Here is an 18,884-nt window from a genome sequence, read left to right on the forward strand (position 1 = left end):
TGAGGCAATTGCAGGCGGTATCACTCACGCACGAGGGGCGCTGCGTCGGAGGAGAGCCTCGGTCCGGTGTCCGCGCCGGCCGGCGGCAGTTCCGGCGCATCGTAGGTCGGCACCGGCGTCCCGAGCACCAGTCCGGGAAGGATCGTGTTCAGCAGCGTGTAGACGATCAGTGCGCCGAAGAGCGTCGAGGGCAGTGCGAACTGGTCGCGCAGGATTCCCGCAAGCACGAGCGTGAAAACCAGTGTCGGCAGCATCGGCACCGCAACGCGGATGCTTCGCCGCGCGGTCTCGCCGAGGGCCGCGCGTCGGTGGAGCATGACGGCCCCCATCCGAATCGGCAGCACGACCACGGCCAGCCCCACGCCATACAGCAGCGCCTCGAGGGTGAAATCCTCGGCGCGCATCCGCGTCCCGGCCACGAAGAAGTAGAACGGGGCGAAGAAGGAGGCGAAGACCTCCACCGCGTGCAGCATCCGCTCGGAGGCCATTGCCGGCAACGCCTCGCGAAAGCGCCGCGCGGCGATGCCCACCACGAACGCGCCGACGAGGTAGTACACGCCGAGGGCGCGCGTCGCGTACGCCACCACGACCGCCATCATCAGCAGGAAGGCGAACTCCGACTTCGGGGCCCAGGGGGCGATCCGCACCGCAAAGAGGCGGAAGATCGGCGGCAGGATCGCGATGAGGCTACCGAGCGCGAGTGTCGCCAGGCCGAAGCGGGCCACGCTAGTGGACTGCAGCACGACGAAAAGCAGGACCAGCGCCAGGATCTCGGTCGCGATCGCCTTTCCCTTGACCCAGAACTGCTCGTCGGCATCGAGCCCGAAGGAGGGCAGCGAATCGAGGATGAAGCCGGTCGACGGAATCAGGATCGCGATGGCGAAGAGGATTCCGGGCCGTGGATCAAGCGAAAAGGCGTGCGTGGCGATGAACGCCACCAACGCGATGAGCCCGACCCGAATGGCGAGGTGCTGGCCGAGGATCACCGCGTGCCGACGCAGCGCGAGCAGGTCGACTTCGAGTCCGGCAAAGAGGAAGAGCGCAACGATGCCGAAGGACGCCAGCAGGTGCAATGTCTCGTTGTGGTCGAAGAGGTCGAAGCCGATTGCGGCCGCCGTGCCGAGCCCGAAACTGGTGACCGCGGTGGGGATCCGCCACCGCAACAGCACGCGTGGCACCACGAACAATCCGAACAACAGGACGACGTAGCCGAGCTCCGAGTCGAACAGGGTACGAAGGGCGTCCATGGCGATGTCCGGTCGGAGGATGATGCACGGCACCGGGATGGGTACCACGCGGGGGCAGCCAGCAGAATAGCAGGTGTTACCCGCCACCGGAGTCCTGCGATCCAGTTGCCCCAGCCCGGCCGCTCGCCTACCATTTTTGACGCAGTCCACCCCCACCCCTGGAAGTCGCCATGCGTCGTGCCGCTCTCTCCATTGCCAGCGCCCTGCTCCTCGCCGCGCCGTCGCTGTCGGCGCAGCAGCCCACCTTCCCAACCAACGATGCGGTGCTCAAGCGCATCTGGGCCGTCGGCATGGACAGCTCGAAGCTCGAGCCGCTCGCCGTGGCCCTCTTCGACTCCATCGGCCCGCGCCTCACCGGCAGCCCAGGCATCAAGGCCGCCAGCAACTGGGCCATCGCCCAGTACAAGTCGTGGGGGATCGACGCCAAACAGGATGTCTACGGCACCTGGCGCGGCTGGCGGCGTGGCGTGTCGCACATCGACCTGGTCGCACCGCGCGTGCGCTCGCTCGAAGGGACGATGCTGGCATGGAGCCCCGGGACCGGGGTCAAGCCGGTGCGCGCCGAGGTGATCACGCTGCCGAAGTTTGCCGACAGCACCGAGTTCGTGAAGTGGCTGCCGCAGGCACGCGGGAAGATCGTGATGCTCTCGCCGGCGTGGCCGACCTGCCGCCCGTCGGAGGACTGGCTCCGCTTCGGGACGGTGGCGTCGAAGGCGCGGCTCGACACGATGGTGACGGCAATGCAGCGGGAGTGGGCGGTGGACCCCGACAGCAGCAAGCTCTACCGCGGCACCGGCAAGTCGATGGGCCTCGGCACCGGCACCCTCGGCATGCGGCTGGAGCAGGCCGGCGTCGTCGGGATGGTGACGTCGCGCAACAAGCTGAGCGGCTTCGGGTTGCCGCCGGCCGGCCCCGGTCGTGGCGGCGCCGGGGGTCGTGGCGGCGCGGGCGGCGGTGGCGGTGCGCCCGCTGGCGCGGATGGCAGCATGCGAGGTGGCGGTGCAGCGGCCTCCTTGAGCGCGGGGATTCCGGCCGCGCTCGGCAGCGGCGGCTGGGGTTCGATCGAAATCTTCGAGACCTACAACAAGATCGCGCCGGCCGTGACCCTCTCGTGCGAGGACTATGCACTGGTCTGGCGGCTCGCCGAGAGCGGGATGAAGCCGAGGATGCGGATCGAGGCTGACGCGACGCTGCTCGGTGAAGTGCCGGCCTTCAACACCATCGCGACGATCCGCGGGACCGAGAAGCCGGATGAGTATGTCATCCTCTCGGCACACTTCGATTCGTGGGATGGCTCGTCCGGCGCGACCGACAACGGCACCGGCACGCTGATGTCGATGGAAGCGATGCGGATCCTGAAGAAGGTGTATCCGAATCCGAAGCGGACGATCATCGTCGGCCACTGGGCCAGCGAGGAGCAGGGACTCAACGGCTCGCGCGCCTTCGCGAAGGACCATCCCGAGGTGATGAAGGGGCTGCAGGCGCTCTTCAACCAGGACAACGGCACCGGGCGCGTCACCGGGCTGTCGGCGGCCGGCGTGACCAACATCGGGCCGCACCTGAAGGAGTGGTACAGCAAGCTGCCGTCGTTCTTCACCGACAGCATGAGCCAGAACGCCGTCTCGTGGAGTTTCCGCGACGTGCCGACCGGGAACCCGGGCGGGACCGACGGTGCGGTGTTCGCCTGTTACGGCACGCCGTCGATCGGGATGAACGCGGTGGGGTGGAACTACGGCGCCTACACCTGGCACACCAACCGCGACACCTACGACAAGGTTGTCTTCGACGATCTCAAGCACAACGCGACGCTGGCGGCGATGATGGCGTATCTGGCGTCGGAAGACCCGACCTTCATTGATCGCACCAAGTCGCCGGGGACGTGGCCGGCCGACTGGCCCGCCAACTGCGGCGACGCGCCGCGGAAGACGAAGCCGCGGTACTAGGCTCGGCAGGGTCGTACGCAGGACCAACATGCATGCTGCCGGCATCCCGCGGATCGGGAAGCCGGCAGCATGCATGTTCTGGGGTCGCTAGCTGGCGCTCCGCACCACTCGCACCGTCACCGACAGCTGCCCCACATGGCGCATCGCATGTTCGGCGCCGTGGACCAGGCAGCCAATCACCGTTGAGGGGAGTTGTGCCCGGCCCACGCCGCGGAAGTCGCCGAGGGTGGCGGCCGGCGTGCTGCGCAGCTGGGCCATCGCCGCGTCCACCTGATCCGAGAGCGTTCTCAGGACCGCGGGCACGTCGCCGAGCGAGAGGGGACTGCCTTCGGCGCGCAGGGCGGTGAACTGTGCCTCGGTGAGTCCCTCACCGCGCGCATAGGTGAAGAGGCGGTCGATCACGCCGCTGATGTGTCGGACGTGAAAGGCGGCCGATGCGATGCCCGCTGGCCGCGCATTCCATTCGGCTTCCGTGAGCGAGGGAATCAGCTCCTCGACGCTCTCACGCACCTGCAGCAGGATGTGCGCGACCGGTTGGAGCACATCCGGGACGCCTGCGATCGGACCGCGTTGCCACCATTCCGTGTCGGCCATGGGACCTCAGTGATTGCTGTGCGTGGACAGGGCGACTGGCGCGAGATGCTGCACCGCGCGGAGCAGGGTGCGCGTCCCGCCGAAGAACCCTCCCCAGCCGAAGTAACTGCCGTCGGCGAAGAAGGCGGTCTTGCTGTCGCCGTATTCGATCTTGACCCAGTTGTTCACGAAGTCGCGCCCCTGCTTGCCGAAGGTGATCCGGTGAACCGCGGTCACCATCACCGTCCCCTTCTTCCCGACGAACTCCAGCGAGTCGTCGTGGAGCGTCAGCGAGCCTCGGTCATGCATCGCCAGGACGTTCAGGTCGCGCCAGCGGTTCTCTGAGTGAAGAAACCAGACATTGGGAAAGCTGCGAGTCGGCATGGGGTGTCGTCCGGAATGGGGGACAGGGATGACCCCGGAAGGTACATCACCGTCGCCCTCAGGCGGGTCTTCACCGTATACTGGGGGATCCCCCAGTTCGCTGATCGCCTGCCCCCGGACCCGAGGTCTGCGCATGGATGGTACGTCCGACGTCGTTCGGTCGCCTGTCGCCCCACCCGCATTCGCCTTGGCCGGGCTGTGCAGTCTGCTGGCGTGTGCTCCGTCATCGGCCCCGTCGCCTGCGGTGGCGCCGCCACCCAACGTCCTCTTCATTGCCATCGATGACCTCCGTCCAACTCTCGGCGCCTACGGCGACCCAGTCGTCAAGACGCCGAACATCGATCGGCTGGCGCGGTCGGGGGCCGTCTTCCTCGAGGCGCACGCGCAGGAAGCGGTCTGCAATCCCTCGCGCGCCAGCCTCCTGACCGGGCTGCGCCCCGATTCGCTCCGGGTCTGGGACCTGGAGACCGACTTCCGACGCACCACGCCCGACGTCGTCACCCTGCCGCAGTACTTCATCCGCAACGGCTACACCGCGGTCAGCGTCGGGAAGATCTATCACAACCTGATCCCCGACTCGCTCTCCTGGAGTGAGCCGGAGCACAAAGTGGCGGGCTTTCCCTACGATCCCGATGCGGTCTACCATGGGCACGACAACGTGTCCATCCAGGAGATCCGGAAGGCGGCGCTGATCCGTGCCGGCCGCGAGGCAACCGCCATCGACCAGTTCGGACAATGGTACCTGAAGGCGAATGCCACCGAGGCGGAGGACCTCCCTGACAGCGTCTATTACGACGGCGCGCAGACCGACTATGCCGTGCGCCGGTTGGCGGCACTCCGCGACGCCGGCCGACCGTTCTTCTTCGCCGTGGGCTACTACCGACCGCACCTCCCCTTCAACGCACCGAAGCGCTACTGGGATCTGTATGATCGGAAGGCATTGCCGCTGGCGCCGAACCGGACGGTGCCGGCGGGCGCGCCCGGCATGGCCGTCAACACCAATCGGGAGCTGCGTGGCTACGCCGACTTCGCCAACGCGCAGGACGCCGCGGAGGGCACGCTCGATTCGGCGGACGTGCGCCGCCTGACGCACGGTTACTACGCCTCGATCAGCTACGTCGACGCGCAGGTCGGTCGGTTGCTGGACCAACTCGACGCGCTTGGCCTCACCAAGAACACCATCGTGGTGCTCTGGGGCGACAACGGCTTCAAGCTCGGCGAGCACAACGGCTGGGCCAAGATGACCAACTACACCATCGACACGCATGTCCCGTTGATCATCCGGGCACCCGGTCAGGTCCGGCCCGGGCTCCGACTGTCGCAGCCGGTCGAGTTGGTCGACATCTACCCGACGCTGGTCGCGCTCGCGGGGCTGCCCGTGCCGTCGCAGCTGCAGGGCGCCAGCGCCATGCCCTTGCTGGCCAATCCCCAGCGGCCCTGGAAGAGCGCCGTGTTCAGCCAGTACCTGCGCAACGGGATCTGGGTGGCGAAGGACAGCATCCCGTACATGGGGTACTCGATGCTCACCGCCGACTGGCACTACGTCGCGTGGATGAACTGGACGACACGGCAGTACGTCGCCTGGGAACTGTATGATCGCCGCGCCGACCCGATGGAGAATGTGAACCTGGCCGGCCGGCCGGAGCACACCGCGTTGCTCGCCCGGCTGGAAGCGGAGCGAGTGACGGGCTGGCGCGCGGCGCGGCCCGCAGAGTGAGCACTCCACACCATCGAGGGTGAGCATGCCCCACCGTCGCGTCTCGTTGATCGCACTCGGCCTGGTCGTCGCGGTGGCTCCCGCCGCCGCGCAGACCGCGGTCCGGGCACCACTCACGATCGAGCGCATCTTCACGAAGCGGGAATTCGCGGCCGCACCGGCCGGCTGGTCGCCCTGGCTCGATGACGTCCGTGGGGCCACTCGGCTCGTGGCGTCCGGGCAGGCGGGAGGTGGGGTGGATTTGGTCGCCATCACCGCGGCAGGGGTCCGCTCGGTCATCCTCCCCGCGACCGCACTCGTGCCCCGCGGGGAGACGCGGCAGCTTCGGATGACATCCTATGGCTTTTCGGAAGACCATTCGCGCCTACTGATCAATGCGGCTGCCGCCGCTGGAGTGCCGGCCGAGGGGACCTGGTGGGTCATCGATCTCGCCACGCGGCAACTCACGCAGGTGGGCGCGTCGGGGCTGCCAGGCCGCGTCGTGGCGCCACAGCTCTCGCCGGACGGGAGCCACGTGGCGTATGCCTCGGAACACAACCTCTATGTCGAGGCGGTGGCGACATCGACCAGGCGTCAGTTGACTCAGGATGGCGCGCCGACCCGAATCAACGGCGACTCACCGCGACCCTTTGCCGTGGTCAACAACACCAAGGGCTTCCGCTGGAGCCCCGACGGCACGCAGCTCGCCTACGTCCAGTTCGACATGGCCGGCGTGCAGAGCGTCCTGATGATCAACAACGTGGACTACCTCTACCCGAAGGTCGATTCCTTTCAGCACGTGAAGCCGGGGGCAACCCTGCCGGCGAGTCGAGTCGGTGTCGTGTCGATTGCAGGCGGGGCAACGTCATGGATCGGGCTGCCGGGCGACCCGCGGATGAACTACCTGACCACGGTCGAGTGGGCAGCGAGTTCGTCGGAACTCACGGTGCAGCAGTTTGATCGGCATCAGAACCGGATGACCGTCTTTCTGGCGGCCGTGCCGGCGGGCCGCACCACAACGATCGTGAATGAGACAGACCCGACCTTTCTCGATCCGTTCAGCATCGAGTGGATCGACAGCGGTCGCCACTTCCTCTGGATCACGGAACGCGACGGCTGGCGTCATGTGTATCGGCACGAGCGCGACGGCAGCCATCCGGTGCTGGTGACCCGAGGGGATTTCGACATCGCCTCGATCGAGCGGATCGACGAGGCGGGGGGCTGGCTCTACTATATGGCGTCGCCGGACAACGCGATCTACCGAGCGCTGTACCGCACGCGGCTTGACGGCAGCGGCCTCCCGGAGCGCATCACCCCAGCCGGGCCGCCAGGGACGCACAGCTACAGCATTTCGCCGTCCGGGCAGTGGGCCTTTCACACCTATTCCCGCTTCGACACGCCGCCCCGCTCCGAGGTCGTCGCGCTCCCCACGCACCGCGTCGTGCGCACCGTGCAGGACAACGGGGTGCTGCGCGCCAAGCTCGACGGCGTGGCCCGGGCACCCTACGAGTTTCTCAAGGTCGACATCGGCAACGGCGTGCGCCTCGACGCGTGGTGCGTCAAGCCGCCGGACTTCGACCCGTCGAAGAAGTACCCGGTGATCTTCCACGAATACAGCATGCCAGGCGGCCAGTTCGTCACCGACAGCTGGAAGGGCGACAACTATCTCTTTTACCTCATGCTGGCCCAGCGCGGCTTCGTGGTCATGGCGGTCGACTCACGCGGCACGCCATCATTGTACGGCCGGGCGTGGCGCAAGATCATCTACCAGAACCACGGCATCCTCCCCGCCGATGACATCGCGGCAGCGGCCAAGGTACTCCTGGCCGAGCGGCCGTATCTGGATGCGAAGCATGTCGGCGTCTACGGCTGGAGCGGCGGCGGGTTGATCAGCATGCTCCTGCTGCTCCGCCATGGCGACGTCTTCCAGGCTGCGGTTCCCGGCGCCTTCATCAGCGATCATCGCTACTACGAGGCCGGCTTCACCGAGCGCTACCTCGGCCTGCCAGAGGAGTCGCCCGCGGCCTATGACAAGGCGGCCGCGCTGCGATACGCCAAGAACCTCACCGGCGACCTGCTCATGCTGCACGGGACGGCCGACGACAACGTGCACTACCAGAACATGGAGCTGATGGTGGATGCGCTCATCGCCACGGGGAAGCACTTTGCCGTGGTGCCTTATCCCAATCGCTCGCATGGGATGGCCGAGGGGATCAACACCAAGGCACACCAGCACGACACGATCCTCTGGTTCTTCACGGAGCATCTCCATCCTCGGATGGAGTGACCGCCACGGCGTCGCGCGTGCCTCGGTGCAGTAGGGTATGATGCGGATCCCTGCACAACGAGGCACCATGTCATTCTCGCTCTATTTCGTCGGCGCGCTGATCGTGATCGGTGGCGTGGCCTGGGGCATGATCAAGGCCGGATTGCCTACGACGTGGGTGATCATTGCGGCGGTCGTCATGGTGGGCGTCGGCATCCTGAGCGGCGTGAGCCACACCCGCTCGCGCGACCTCCCGAAGGATCCGTCCTGAGCGGCTGAGCGCGTTTCATCGCCGCACCGCGGCGAGCAACGCAGCGAACAGCGTCGGTTCCGCGCGCAGCCGCTCGTCAGCAATCCATTCCGGCTTCACCGTGGCCCCCGCGGCGACCAGCGCTGTCAGGATGCGGATGTAGGGCGCCGCGCTCGGCCGATCCTCCTTGAGCCAGGCGTGCAGCGCCCAGACCAGCGGTGGCGTTCCGAACTGGGCATCGGGGAGGTCGAGCGGCGCGCCGTGCTGGATCAGCAGTTCCACCAGCTTCGCGTCGCCTTGATAGGCGGCGACATGCAGCGCCGTCTGCCCCCCCTCGGGCCGTCGCAGGGCCGGATCGACCCCGAGCTTCAGCAGCAGCCGGATGGCGTCCCGCTGGCCATACCATGCCGCCATCGCCATCATCTCGCCACGATCGGCGGCGGAGACGCTCTTCGGCGGTTCGAACGCCTGGCGCAACAGGTCGAGGCGACCGAGGCCGGCCGCGTCGGTCGCGGTGACGCGCGCGCCGCGCCCGGCGAGGTGCGCCGCAGCCTCAGGGCAACCATTCATCAGGCAGTAGCGCACGATGCCCGCGTCCAGCCGTGCGCCGCGCGCCAGGAGGAGGTCAGCAAGAGCGTTCTGGACCCCGGCCGCGCGCGGATGCGAGCTCGTCACCACGAGGGCAAGCGTCGTGGCGCCGCCGCCGTAGACGTCGGCCTCGGCATCGATCGCGGCGCCGGCATCAAGCAGCCGCTCCGTGATCGCCACGATGTTGGCGGGCGTGCGCTGGCGGTAGCTCTCGACGCCGTTCGCGGAGGCGTAGTGGAGCAGTGTGCTCCTGTGCTCGCGGCTGGAACGCGCACCGACGAGCGCCGGCTCCGCCCGCAGCAGCAGTTCGAGCGTGGCAAGGTCGCCGGCCACGATCGCATCGGCCGCGCGCTCGAAGGTGGCGACCGCCGAGTCCTGCTGCGCGGCGGCCTCCACATACTGCACCAGCTTCGGCCAGCTGTCGAAGCCGTGCGCGCGGGCGATCACGAACTGCGCCTGCGCAATGGTGGCGTCGTTCGGGCGGAGCCGCTCGCGGACGAAGTGTATCAGCTGTTGCCCGGGGCGTTCGACGTCGGCAGGGCTCAGCCGGCTGCCGTCGGGCTGGAGTCGCACCAGATCGGCGATCCACCGGGTGACCCAGCGCTGCATGGCGGGGTCGCCCTGGCGACACGCCGCGACAAGTTCCTTGGCGCGCGTGCGGTACTGCTCGAGGTCGGGGCGTGGCGGGAGGGGAAGCGCGTCCTGCGGATTGGGATACATACGAATCTCCTTTCGGGGCGCCTGGAGTCCGCACTGATCAGGCTGAAAGAAGGTTCGTCGATTTTTTGGCGACTGCGGTGGGTGGGCACGGCCCTTTACGCGGACTGAATGCGCCCCAGGCGCACTTCAGTGTAGCGCCGAAATTTCCCTGGCACAATGTCATGGGCCATGGTAGGCCGTCAGGATGCGGTCTCGCGAACTTGCAGCACGTTGCCCTCCGGATCGTGGCCGTCGCACGCCCGGAACCCGCGCGCCTCCCACTCGTGCTCGGCCGAACGAATCGCTCCACCCAGCGCCCCGGCCACGTCGCGGGCGTGCAGGATGCTCACGACCGGCAGGCAGAGCTTCCAATGCGAGTCCTCGCGCACCACGATGGTCGTCCGTGCGGCGTGGTCGCGATCCGCCTGCGGCGGGAGCGCGTGGATCACCACTTCGAGTCCGTCGATCGCCAGCACGGCATGGCTCGACTCCTGGTGCAGGACGGTCATCTGCGCGAGTTCGGCGTAGAAAGTCGTCATACGCGGAACATCATCGACGAACAGCACGACACTCGGGTTCGGGGGTGTCATGATGCTACACCCCGAACTGCCGCAGGTGATGGTCGGTGTGCAGCCAGGCCCACCGCATCCAGTTCGCCCGGCTCATCGACCCGAGCACTGGATGCGCCTCGACCAGCGCTTCGGGCGTCGCGCTCGCGAGGGCCCGAAGGAGCGAGACGGCTCGCTCGAGGTCGGTGGTGAAATTGATGGGGTCGACGGCGGCCCCCGCGGGGTCGGCGCCGGCCGTGATGCCGCGCGGCATCTGCCGGAGCACGTGGAGCAGCAGGAACTTGCGGAGCGGTGACGGCTTGCCGCGTGGCCTGGATGCGAACGGGCGCAGCTTGAGGACGGCCTCGGAGGCGTCCCCGAGGTGCCGCGCCATCTGCTGCCCGTTCATCGTGCCCCACGCCGCCGCATGGGCGGGCGTCAGGCGTTCGAGGCGCGCGACCAGCTCGTCGCGCACGGCGTCATCAGCGAGATTCTTCATCAGGGACCCGGGTCAGAAGGAGAAGAGGGTGCGGGAGCTCACCAGAAACCGTCGTCGTCCCGCGCCTTCACGGCGCGGACGCGCGCCTTGGCAATCTTGCGAATGAGTGCCTCGGGGAGCGGCGCCGAGTATGGCAGCTGGAGCATCCTCTTGGTGGTCTGGTGTTTCGCCAGCTCCTTCCGGAACGGCTCCAGTCCCGCCTCCATCGGCGTGAAGTTGCAGTGCGCCTTGTGCGCCGAGAAGGCAAAGAGAAAGCGCGGCTCGACGAAGAACGGCGTGCCCCACTTGATCGCCTCCTCGGCGTCAGGCGCGATCTCCTTCAGGATCGCGTAGAGCCGCCGCAGGTGCGACCGTCCCGCCGGGGGCGCCACCGCGATGTACTCGGCGATCGTGGTGGCGCGTGCGCGTCCCATTGTGCCCTCAGCCCTTCGCCGAGGCGACGTTGAATGCCACCGCGGCGCGAATGAGCGCGGTGAACGCCTTGGCATCGACCGCCTCGCCTTCGTGAATGTCGATCGCGCGGCGGACGTTGCCGTCGAGGCTTGAGTTGAAGAGGCCGCCTGGGTCCTTGAGCGACGCTCCCTTCGCGAAGGTCAGCTTGACGGCCTTCTTGTAGCTCTCGCCGGTGCAGATCAGGCCGGTATGCGACCACACCGGCCCGCCCCACTTCCATTCCTCGACGATGCCCGGATCGGCGGCAAGGATCATCGCGCGAACCGTCGCGAGGGTCTCGCCCCGCCAGTCACCGAGTTCGGCAATCCGTCCGTCGATCAGCGCGGCGGCGGAGTCGGTGGGCGTGGCTGCACTCTTCTTCATTGGTGATTCTCCCTGAGATGTGCGACGCATCACACCCGGTACGCCGTGCTACCGGAGTCCGCCCCGCTCCTCGACCAGTCGCATCGACTCACGACTCACGAAGATCCGCGCGTGATACTGCTCGCCCCAGCCGAGTGGCGTGACGCCACGGTATTCGTGGATCGGCCCACCGCCGTGCCCCTCCTCGAGCTGCGCGCGGATCGACGCACGGACGTTCGGGTCGGCACCACGATCGAGCAGCAGCCGGGTGAATCGCGCCTCGTCGGGCTGCCCGCTGCCGTAGTTGACCCAGAAGTTGCGCTGGGAGACCACGGTTGAAAAGAGGGAGGTGTAGCCGCCAAAGCCGTCGGCATCGATGGCCGCAGGGACATTCGGGTCCATGCCGCGGTCGAGCAGCCACTCGCCGATTTCCACGTCGTCGAAGTACGCCGCAATGTGCAGGAGCGTGGCGCCCTCGAGCGGTGTTCCCTGGGCGGTGTACGGGCCTGCTGCGCAGGCCGGTGCCATCGGGAAGATCGCCGCCTTCGGGAAGGTGCGCGTGAGCAGTTGCGGGTCGCGGAGCAGATGGGCCTCGAGCAGGTCGAGCCGCCCCCGATGGAAGGCCATGATCGGCGTGTCGGGCGGCTCGAAGCCGTGCTCGACGTACAGCTCCAGGATGCGGTGCTTCGCCGCCGAGTTCCGGCTGTCGGTGCCGAGCAGATGCTCCATGACGGTGGGCTCGACACCGTCGGGGCCATCGACGCGGACGCCGAGCGAGAAGAGCACCGCCGTGCCGGCGACGTTCAGCGTGTAGGCCGGGCCGGCGAGTGAATCGTGACTGACGGCCGGTCGCCCCGCCAAGTCGTAGATCATTCGCACCGTGCCGGGATGGCCCTGCAGGGCGGCCCGACCGGCGGCCTTCTCCAGGTCGCGCGCACCACGGGCATGCAGCTGGCGGATCAGCTCGTCGCGACCGAGGTTGGCCGCGTAGCTCATCGGCGGCCCCCAGTTGCTGTCGGGGCGGAGCAGCACCGGCTCATGAAGCAGGGCCGGATTTGAGTCGACGAGCGAGAGCAGCTTGGCGCGGTCGTCGCGCCAGATCGCATCGACCAGCTCCACCGCGACGACCAGCCTTGGCCAGCTCGACGCGCGATAACTTTTCGCGAGGACGCGCTGCGCCTCGGCGAGTTTCGCCGCCGCGGGATCGGACGGTTCGGGGTGGAGTTCGCGCCACTCGGCGATCGCCGTCGCGTCGCCGGCGTGGATCGCCTTGAGGAATTCCTTGGCCTGGCGATGCAGCTGGTCGAGATCGGGACGGACGGGAAGATCACGGCCGGGCATGACGAACCTCCTTGATGTGCCCGTGGTCCGCTGGCGCCGGGCGAAGGAGGGTCATGGGTACGTCCCGGGGACTGCTCGGCACGCTGCTCAGGTGGACTCGGTCCTGTCCGCGGACGGGAGGCGCCCTGCGCGCCCTCACAGAAATTACTGCTCGTGCTGTGCGGCCGACAGGGAGGGGGGCGTTCGTTTCATGTGTGCGACGTGGCTACCTATCTCGCCCCCCGGGCCGTAGGATTCCCCGTTGCCGCACGCATTCCTCCCCCGGGACCAGGTCGACATGCCCCTCCTGAGTACCTACGAGCTGACCAAACGGTACCCCGGTGGGGTGACGGCGCTCGACAATCTGACGCTCGACCTCGAGCCCGGTGTCATCGGGCTGGTCGGTGCCAACGGCGCCGGAAAGAGCACCTTCCTCAAGATCATGCTCGGCCTCCTCCCGCCCACCAGCGGGTCGCTGACCGTGCTCGGCATCGACGCCACCACCCGTGGTACCGAGCTGCGTCAGTACCTCGGCTACATCCCCGAGTTCGACTGCCTGCCGGCCGATCGCACCGCGACCGATCTGGTGACGCACCTCGCCCGGGTCTCCGGGCTGCCGGCCACGGCCGCGCGCGAGCGGGCCGCCGAGATGCTCCGGCACGTGGGTCTCTACGACGAACGTTATCGGCCGATTGGTGGCTACTCGACGGGGATGAAGCAGCGCGTCAAGCTGGCGCAGGCGCTGGTGCACGATCCGAAACTCTTGCTGCTCGACGAGCCCACCAATGGGCTCGATCCGGCCGGCCGCACCGACATGCTCGACCTGATCAAGCGCACCGGGCGCGAGTTCGGCATCAGCGTGATCGTGGCGACCCACCTGCTCGGCGAGGTCGAGGAGGTCTGCGACTTCCTGGTCGCGATCGACGGTGGCCGTCTGCTGCGCGCCGCGCCGCTCAAGGAGTTCGTGCAGGAGACCGAGTTGCTCGTGGTGGAGATCATTGGCGATGCCGATGCCTTCATGGCGATGCTGGTCGCCCGAGGGCTACCCGCCCGCATGGGGGCGGGCGGGGCGATCGCGATTCAGGTGGGGTCGGACTCGCCGTTCGACATCGTGCGCGATGTCGCCGCCGAGATGGGGGTCGGGCTGTTGCGCGTGGCCCGCCGGCGCGACCGCCTCGAGGATCTCTTTCACGTCGACGATGCGGTGATCGCCGGAGGGATGCATGGCTGAACCAGCCACTCCACGCACCGGCGTCATCTACGACATCGGCTACCAGCACTACGACGGTCCGCGCCTCGGCCGCGCCGGCGCCGTGCGGGCGCTCTATGTCGAGGGGATCCGGTCGATCTTCGGCATCGGCCGCGGCGGCAAGGCCAAGATTCCGCCGGTGGTGCTCATTGCGATGATGGTGATTCCCGCGCTGATCCAGAGCGCGGTCACCGGCCTCGCGGGCAACATGATCCAGCTCTTTGCCCACGCCACCTACTTCCGCACCACGGTCTGGCTCTTCGGCCTCTTCTGCGCCTTCCAGACACCGGAGTTGATCACCAGCGACTCGCAGAGCCGCGTCCTGGCGCTCTACTTCTCGCGCGCGGTCCGCCGGTCGGACTATGTGCTGGCCCGTGTCGCCGCCCTGGCCACGTCGCTCTTCGTCGTCGCCTTGCTGCCGCACATCGTGCTGCTCGCGGGCACCTGGATGTCGGCCGAAGATGTCGCCGCGGCAATGCGGACCTCGTTGCCGACCATCCCGCGGATCCTCGCCGGCGCCTTCGCGATCGCGATCCTGCTCTCCACGGTCTCGATCACCATCGCGGCGGTGCTCAAGCGGCGTCCCTTCGCCACCGCCGCCATCCTCGCCTTCTTCCTGCTCGCCAGCGGATTCGTCACCCCGCTCATCATGCAGCGGCCCGACAAGATGCGCTACCTCGCGCTGACGTCGCCGATGATCGTCGGCGATGGCGTGACGACGTGGATCTTCGACACCACCTCGGTCAAGCAGAAGGCCGACTCGATCGCGGCGCTCGACGCGGCGGACGCCAAGGCCCGGCCGCCGAAGAATGCAGCCGACAGCAATGCACAGCTCCGCCGCCGTTTTCGCCGCCGCAACCGCACGGTGCTGCAGGCCGCGAACCTGCCAGGGACGACCTACCTGGGCACGATGGTGGGCTTCATCGCGATTGCCGGCGTGGTGCTCACGCTGCGCTACCGGAGCATCGAGACGTGACCGTCGAACTCGCGCACGTCTCGAAGTGGTATGGCAACATCGTCGCGGTGAACGATGTCTCGTTCACCCTCACCCCCGGTGTCACCGGATTGCTCGGCCCGAATGGCGCCGGCAAGTCGACGATCCTCCACATGCTGGTCGGGTTGCTGCGCCCCTCGAGCGGTACCGTGACCGTCAACGGCGTGCCGTCGTGGCAGCATCCGGAGATTTACCGCACCCTCGGCTTCGTCCCCGAAAGCGAGTCGGTGTACAGCTTCCTGACCGGCTATGAGTTGGTGCGCCTCAACGCCCGGTTGCAGCAACTGCCCGATGCCGATGCCGCGGTCAAGCGCGCCATCGACCTCGTGGAGATGACCGCGGCGCAGGGCCGGCCGGTGGCGACCTATTCCAAGGGGATGCGGCAGCGCATCAAGATCGCCGCGATGCTGGTCCACTCCCCCACGGTGCTGCTGCTCGACGAGCCCTTCAACGGGATGGACCCGAAGCAGCGGCTGCAGATGATGGCGGTGCTGCGCCGGCTCGCCGACGCCGGCAGCACCATCCTCGTGTCGTCGCACATCCTGGAAGAAGTCGATCGCCTAGCGGATACCGTGCTGGTGATCATCGGCGGCCGGCTCGCCGCCTCCGGAACCAGCCGGGTCATTCGGCAGTTGATGACCGACCGGCCGCATACCTTCACCGTGCGGACGAGCGACGACCGATTGCTGGCATCGAGCCTCATTCGGCAGGATGTCACGGCAAGTGTCGAGGTGACGCCCGCCGGGCTGAGCATCCGGACGTCGGACTTGGGTGCCTTCACGAGAGCGTTGCCCAGACTGGCGCGTGAGTCGAACGTCTCGATTCTCGAGGTGCATCCGGCCGACGAATCGCTCGAGAGCGTCTTCTCCTACCTGGTGCAGGGGTAACCGATGCTCTTCAACCCTGTGCTGGCCGGGCTGACCGTGCGCCAGGCGCTCGCCAAGCGACGCTGGATGATCGTCCTCCTGCTGGCCGCCCTGCCGGTGGTGATGGCAACGCTGATTCATCTCTACGGTACGGTCGACGACGAACCGCTGCAGATCGTCGCCATTCCGATCATGACGCTGATCTACACCGTGGTCGTTCCGGTCATCGCGCTGATTCTCGCGAGTTCCTCCTTCGGCGCGGAGATCGAGGATGGCACCGTGATCTACCTGCTGGCGAAGCCGATCTCGCGCACGGAGATCGTTCTCACCAAGCTCGTCGTCACGGCCCTCATCTGCATGACGCTGGCCGCCGTGACGACCCTTGGCGCCGGGGTGAGTCTGGTGCGCGGGCTCGACCCCACCGGATTGGTGCTCGGCCTGACAGCCGGTGCCTCGCTCGGTGCCTTCCTCTACACCGTGATCTTCCTGGCCCTCGGCCTGATCACCAAACGCGGGATGCTGATCGGGCTGACGTATCTGGTGGTGTGGGAGGGAGCCCTCGGCTCCTTCTTCAAGGGAACCCGGGTGCTCAGCGTGCGGCAGTACATGCTCGCCGTCGCCGACGCGATCAGCACCGTCAACGCCGAGGTGTTCGTGGCGTTGCTGGCGCCGAAGACCGCCTACATCATGAGCGGAGTGGTTGCGGTGGCGGCGGTCACCCTCTGCATTCGGAAGTTGCGGACCTTCGAGGTCGGGCAAGCCGAGTAGCGGCGGCACGAGGGACGGACCGAGAACTGAATCGCCGGTGCCGGACGCGAGTCCGACACCGGCGATCTGTTCTGCGTGGCGCGATGCCTAGCGCGGGATGACGGGCAGCACGATGTGGCTCGGGTGGGCCGCGTCGTGGATCAGTCGCTGATGCGCCGAGACGAAGGTCGACTCCTTCTCGTTGTTGCCACCGGTGTTCAGGTTCCGGTTGTACTTCGGGAAGAGCGCCGAGGTGATGCTGACCCGGAGCCGGTGCCCGGGGGCGAACACCTTCGAAGTGAACCAGAGGTCGATCTCGTACTGCTCGACCTGCCCCTTCACCAGCGGGATCACCTTGTCCATCCCCTTCCGGAAGCGCGCCCGCACAAAGCCGTCCTGCACCCGCTCGGCGTGGCCGTCAGGAAAGACATCGAGCAGCATGACGGCCCAGTCGGTGTCCTTGGCGTCGCTGGCGGCCCAGATCGTCGCCGTCATCTCGCCGGTGACTTCGAGCGGCTTGGTGAGCGGCTTCGAGGTGAAGACCAGTGCGTCGCGCCGGGTGGCATTCAACTTGGTGTAGTCCTCGTTCAGCGACTCTTCGAGCTCGCGCGAATCGATCAGGTACGGCGTCGGGTCGCCGGGGTTGTAGGTGAAGGTGTCGGCCACCGCGCCGCGCGGCGGCAGGGTGTCGAGCACGCCGTCGCCCGCACTCGTCTGCGCCCGCCCGCCCGACGAGACATACCACTTCATCGCCCGCGCCCGCTTGAGCGGCCACTCCTGCTCCTGACGCCAGCTGTTGTCGCCCTGCACGAAGATGTCGACCGGCGGCATCTTCTCGACGCCGTTGTCCCGGCCGAGCAGGAAGTGGTCGAACCAGCGGATCTGCATGTCGCGGTATTCGTAACGCGCCTGCGGTCCGAAGTCGCCGGCGACGTAATCCACGCCCTTGTGAGCATGGACGCCCATGACCAGATGCCACGCCGGGTGATTCTTCACCTTGAGGAGCGCGTTGGTGTAGTCGAGCGGGCCACGCGCGTCGTCGTGCCAACCGGCCAGGGACATCGCCGGCACCTTCACCTTGTCGATGTAGGTGGTGACGGCGCGCGCGCGCCAGAACGCGTCGAGTGTCGGGTGCGCGATCCAGCGGTCCCAGATCGCGTTGGGGGCGCACCCCAGGCGCGCCGGCAGCGCGGAGAGCGGGAGGTGGGTGATCGCCTCGCCGATTTCGAGGTCCGCCCCGTTGGTGGCCATGTTCCGATCCCGCATCATGCAGGCCCAGCTGATGTTGATCGGGCCGAACGCCATCGCGGCGTACGGGACGATCCGCCAGGGGTCGCTGGTCGCCGCGGAGGGCGCGATCGCCGCGAGGTGCGGCGGGGCGCTCACCGCAGCGTACCAGGCCAGCCGGCCCTCGTCGGAGTGGCCAATCAAGCCGACCTTGCCGTTGGCGCCTGGGAGCTTCGCCGCCCACTCGACGGCGTCGTAGCCGTCCTCGATGTCATGGCTGTAGTCGCCGAACTCCTCGATCCTGCCCGTGGACTTGCCGCGCTCGCGCACCAGCTGGCCGACGAAGATGTAGCCACGCGCAGCCCACCACCGCCCCGGACCAGGGTTGGACGCGCGGTACGGCGAGCGCTGCATGACGACCCCGAACGGCCCGGGCCCGACCGGGCGGACGATGTACGTCTCCAGCATGGTGCCGTCACGGACCGGCATCAGCGTCGTGGTGTCGACCACGGTGGCATACTGCGAGTCCGACGCCGGCATCTTCCAGATCTGATGGGTCGGCTCGGGGGCGCCGGGGGTCGCCCGGCGAACCAACCGATACCGGCGATCCATCGGCCGGTCGTTGGTGTACTGCACCCCTTCGAGCGTGTCGCCGTGCCACGCGGCGCGGAGCACCGTGTTGGCGTCCTGTGCCAGCAGGAGGGAGTCGCCCTTGGTCGTCACCTTGGCCACCGTCAGCATCGGGGCACCGGTGCGCCGACGCAGGAAGCCGGCGTTGGCCGAGTCGGTGCCGGCGAAGTGCGCGTACGCCATCCGCCGCCATCCCTCGAAGCCGAACTTCGGCTTGGCGCTCAGGGCGATGTACACGTCCCATTCGCCGGCGAGGACCGGCACGCGGCGGCGCGCCGCGAGGGCGCCCGCGCCGAGCGCGACCAGCACGACCAGCATGACGGCCCAGCGGGCACCGCCCCTGCGCGAGGTTCGAATCGTCAT

At 67.7% G+C, this 18,884-nt stretch carries 18 protein-coding genes; 8 read left to right on the top strand and 10 right to left on the bottom strand.

Annotated elements, in window-relative coordinates:
- Nucleotides 1-20 precede the first annotated feature (20 nt).
- Nucleotides 21-1,247 carry a cation:proton antiporter gene (locus tag IPP98_03720; GenBank protein ID MBL0178219.1) on the bottom strand — a complete coding sequence of 409 codons (1,227 nt, stop codon included), beginning with the start codon at nucleotides 1,245-1,247 and terminating at the stop codon, nucleotides 21-23.
- Between the two features lie 803 nt (nucleotides 1,248-2,050).
- On the opposite strand from IPP98_03720, the gene IPP98_03725 reads away from it, so the two are divergent.
- Nucleotides 2,051-3,190, top strand: coding sequence for a M20/M25/M40 family metallo-hydrolase (locus tag IPP98_03725; GenBank protein ID MBL0178220.1), 1,140 nt, complete (start codon nucleotides 2,051-2,053; stop codon nucleotides 3,188-3,190).
- A gap of 87 nt (nucleotides 3,191-3,277) precedes the next feature.
- On the opposite strand, the gene IPP98_03730 is transcribed toward IPP98_03725, so the two are convergent.
- Both IPP98_03730 and IPP98_03735 read right to left on the bottom strand, forming a co-directional pair.
- Complete coding sequence (locus IPP98_03730; GenBank protein ID MBL0178221.1) at nucleotides 3,278-3,784, bottom strand: DinB family protein; 507 nt, start codon at nucleotides 3,782-3,784, stop codon at nucleotides 3,278-3,280.
- A 6-nt stretch (nucleotides 3,785-3,790) separates the two neighbouring features.
- The gene (locus tag IPP98_03735; protein MBL0178222.1) at nucleotides 3,791-4,147 is read right to left on the bottom strand and encodes a hypothetical protein; all 357 of its coding nucleotides are present in this window, start codon (nucleotides 4,145-4,147) and stop codon (nucleotides 3,791-3,793) included.
- A 133-nt stretch (nucleotides 4,148-4,280) separates the two neighbouring features.
- On the opposite strand from IPP98_03735, the gene IPP98_03740 reads away from it, so the two are divergent.
- The 3 genes from IPP98_03740 to IPP98_03750 all read left to right on the top strand — a co-directional run bounded on the left by IPP98_03740 (nucleotide 4,281) and on the right by IPP98_03750 (nucleotide 8,380).
- Complete coding sequence (locus tag IPP98_03740; GenBank protein MBL0178223.1) at nucleotides 4,281-5,864, top strand: sulfatase; 1,584 nt, start codon at nucleotides 4,281-4,283, stop codon at nucleotides 5,862-5,864.
- A gap of 25 nt (nucleotides 5,865-5,889) precedes the next feature.
- A complete protein-coding gene (locus IPP98_03745) occupies nucleotides 5,890-8,130 on the top strand; it encodes a DPP IV N-terminal domain-containing protein (GenBank protein ID MBL0178224.1) in 2,241 nt (746 codons plus the stop codon).
- A 67-nt stretch (nucleotides 8,131-8,197) separates the two neighbouring features.
- A complete protein-coding gene (locus IPP98_03750; protein ID MBL0178225.1) occupies nucleotides 8,198-8,380 on the top strand; it encodes a hypothetical protein in 183 nt (60 codons plus the stop codon).
- 15 nt (nucleotides 8,381-8,395) lie between these two features.
- Here IPP98_03750 and IPP98_03755 read toward each other — a convergent pair whose 3' ends face one another.
- The 6 genes from IPP98_03755 to IPP98_03780 all read right to left on the bottom strand — a co-directional run bounded on the left by IPP98_03755 (nucleotide 8,396) and on the right by IPP98_03780 (nucleotide 12,829).
- Nucleotides 8,396-9,667: an ankyrin repeat domain-containing protein gene (locus IPP98_03755; GenBank protein MBL0178226.1), complete on the bottom strand. Its 1,272-nt coding sequence runs from the start codon at nucleotides 9,665-9,667 to the stop codon at nucleotides 8,396-8,398.
- Nucleotides 9,668-9,846: 179 nt separating this feature from the next.
- A complete protein-coding gene (locus tag IPP98_03760) occupies nucleotides 9,847-10,185 on the bottom strand; it encodes a hypothetical protein (protein MBL0178227.1) in 339 nt (112 codons plus the stop codon).
- A 55-nt stretch (nucleotides 10,186-10,240) separates the two neighbouring features.
- On the bottom strand, nucleotides 10,241-10,693 hold the full coding sequence (locus tag IPP98_03765; protein MBL0178228.1) for a DUF1569 domain-containing protein: 453 nt from the start codon (nucleotides 10,691-10,693) through the stop codon (nucleotides 10,241-10,243).
- Nucleotides 10,694-10,731: 38 nt separating this feature from the next.
- A complete protein-coding gene (locus tag IPP98_03770) occupies nucleotides 10,732-11,106 on the bottom strand; it encodes a DUF1801 domain-containing protein (GenBank protein ID MBL0178229.1) in 375 nt (124 codons plus the stop codon).
- Between the two features lie 7 nt (nucleotides 11,107-11,113).
- Nucleotides 11,114-11,509 carry a DUF1801 domain-containing protein gene (locus tag IPP98_03775; protein MBL0178230.1) on the bottom strand — a complete coding sequence of 132 codons (396 nt, stop codon included), beginning with the start codon at nucleotides 11,507-11,509 and terminating at the stop codon, nucleotides 11,114-11,116.
- Nucleotides 11,510-11,557: 48 nt separating this feature from the next.
- Nucleotides 11,558-12,829: an ankyrin repeat domain-containing protein gene (locus tag IPP98_03780; GenBank protein MBL0178231.1), complete on the bottom strand. Its 1,272-nt coding sequence runs from the start codon at nucleotides 12,827-12,829 to the stop codon at nucleotides 11,558-11,560.
- A 277-nt stretch (nucleotides 12,830-13,106) separates the two neighbouring features.
- Here IPP98_03780 and IPP98_03785 point away from each other — a divergent pair, with 277 nt between their 5' ends.
- Genes IPP98_03785 through IPP98_03800 form a run of 4 tightly spaced genes read left to right on the top strand, consistent with a single transcriptional unit; the run spans nucleotide 13,107 to nucleotide 16,685 of the window.
- Nucleotides 13,107-14,039 carry an ABC transporter ATP-binding protein gene (locus IPP98_03785; protein ID MBL0178232.1) on the top strand — a complete coding sequence of 311 codons (933 nt, stop codon included), beginning with the start codon at nucleotides 13,107-13,109 and terminating at the stop codon, nucleotides 14,037-14,039.
- Nucleotides 14,032-15,033 carry a hypothetical protein gene (locus IPP98_03790; protein MBL0178233.1) on the top strand — a complete coding sequence of 334 codons (1,002 nt, stop codon included), beginning with the start codon at nucleotides 14,032-14,034 and terminating at the stop codon, nucleotides 15,031-15,033. Before IPP98_03785 ends, IPP98_03790 begins: the two co-directional genes overlap by 8 nt.
- Nucleotides 15,030-15,938 (top strand): ABC transporter ATP-binding protein, encoded by a 909-nt coding sequence (locus IPP98_03795; protein MBL0178234.1) that lies wholly within the window; start codon nucleotides 15,030-15,032, stop codon nucleotides 15,936-15,938. The genes IPP98_03790 and IPP98_03795 overlap by 4 nt, the downstream gene beginning before the upstream one ends.
- Nucleotides 15,939-15,941: 3 nt before the next feature.
- On the top strand, nucleotides 15,942-16,685 hold the full coding sequence (locus IPP98_03800) for an ABC transporter permease subunit (GenBank protein MBL0178235.1): 744 nt from the start codon (nucleotides 15,942-15,944) through the stop codon (nucleotides 16,683-16,685).
- A gap of 87 nt (nucleotides 16,686-16,772) precedes the next feature.
- Here the strand turns inward: IPP98_03800 and IPP98_03805 are convergent, their stop codons facing one another.
- Nucleotides 16,773-18,884, bottom strand: coding sequence for a CocE/NonD family hydrolase (locus tag IPP98_03805; GenBank protein MBL0178236.1), 2,112 nt, complete (start codon nucleotides 18,882-18,884; stop codon nucleotides 16,773-16,775).

The organism is Gemmatimonadota bacterium, assembly GCA_016720805.1.
Taxonomy (GTDB): Bacteria; Gemmatimonadota; Gemmatimonadetes; order Gemmatimonadales; family GWC2-71-9; genus Palsa-1233.

What these genes read in the sequence shown, in the direction of transcription:
- IPP98_03720 (MBL0178219.1), bottom strand. Translation starts at nt 1,247, where the DNA reads ATGGACGCCCTTCGTACCCTGTTCGACTCGGAGCTCGGCTACGTCGTC.
- IPP98_03725 (MBL0178220.1), top strand. Translation starts at nt 2,051, where the DNA reads ATGGGCCTCGGCACCGGCACCCTCGGCATGCGGCTGGAGCAGGCCGGC.
- IPP98_03730 (MBL0178221.1), bottom strand. Translation starts at nt 3,784, where the DNA reads ATGGCCGACACGGAATGGTGGCAACGCGGTCCGATCGCAGGCGTCCCG.
- IPP98_03735 (MBL0178222.1), bottom strand. Translation starts at nt 4,147, where the DNA reads ATGCCGACTCGCAGCTTTCCCAATGTCTGGTTTCTTCACTCAGAGAAC.
- IPP98_03740 (MBL0178223.1), top strand. Translation starts at nt 4,281, where the DNA reads ATGGATGGTACGTCCGACGTCGTTCGGTCGCCTGTCGCCCCACCCGCA.
- IPP98_03745 (MBL0178224.1), top strand. Translation starts at nt 5,890, where the DNA reads ATGCCCCACCGTCGCGTCTCGTTGATCGCACTCGGCCTGGTCGTCGCG.
- IPP98_03750 (MBL0178225.1), top strand. Translation starts at nt 8,198, where the DNA reads ATGTCATTCTCGCTCTATTTCGTCGGCGCGCTGATCGTGATCGGTGGC.
- IPP98_03755 (MBL0178226.1), bottom strand. Translation starts at nt 9,667, where the DNA reads ATGTATCCCAATCCGCAGGACGCGCTTCCCCTCCCGCCACGCCCCGAC.
- IPP98_03760 (MBL0178227.1), bottom strand. Translation starts at nt 10,185, where the DNA reads ATGACGACTTTCTACGCCGAACTCGCGCAGATGACCGTCCTGCACCAG.
- IPP98_03765 (MBL0178228.1), bottom strand. Translation starts at nt 10,693, where the DNA reads ATGAAGAATCTCGCTGATGACGCCGTGCGCGACGAGCTGGTCGCGCGC.
- IPP98_03770 (MBL0178229.1), bottom strand. Translation starts at nt 11,106, where the DNA reads ATGGGACGCGCACGCGCCACCACGATCGCCGAGTACATCGCGGTGGCG.
- IPP98_03775 (MBL0178230.1), bottom strand. Translation starts at nt 11,509, where the DNA reads ATGAAGAAGAGTGCAGCCACGCCCACCGACTCCGCCGCCGCGCTGATC.
- IPP98_03780 (MBL0178231.1), bottom strand. Translation starts at nt 12,829, where the DNA reads ATGCCCGGCCGTGATCTTCCCGTCCGTCCCGATCTCGACCAGCTGCAT.
- IPP98_03785 (MBL0178232.1), top strand. Translation starts at nt 13,107, where the DNA reads ATGCCCCTCCTGAGTACCTACGAGCTGACCAAACGGTACCCCGGTGGG.
- IPP98_03790 (MBL0178233.1), top strand. Translation starts at nt 14,032, where the DNA reads ATGGCTGAACCAGCCACTCCACGCACCGGCGTCATCTACGACATCGGC.
- IPP98_03800 (MBL0178235.1), top strand. Translation starts at nt 15,942, where the DNA reads ATGCTCTTCAACCCTGTGCTGGCCGGGCTGACCGTGCGCCAGGCGCTC.
- IPP98_03805 (MBL0178236.1), bottom strand. Translation starts at nt 18,884, where the DNA reads ATGACGATTCGAACCTCGCGCAGGGGCGGTGCCCGCTGGGCCGTCATG.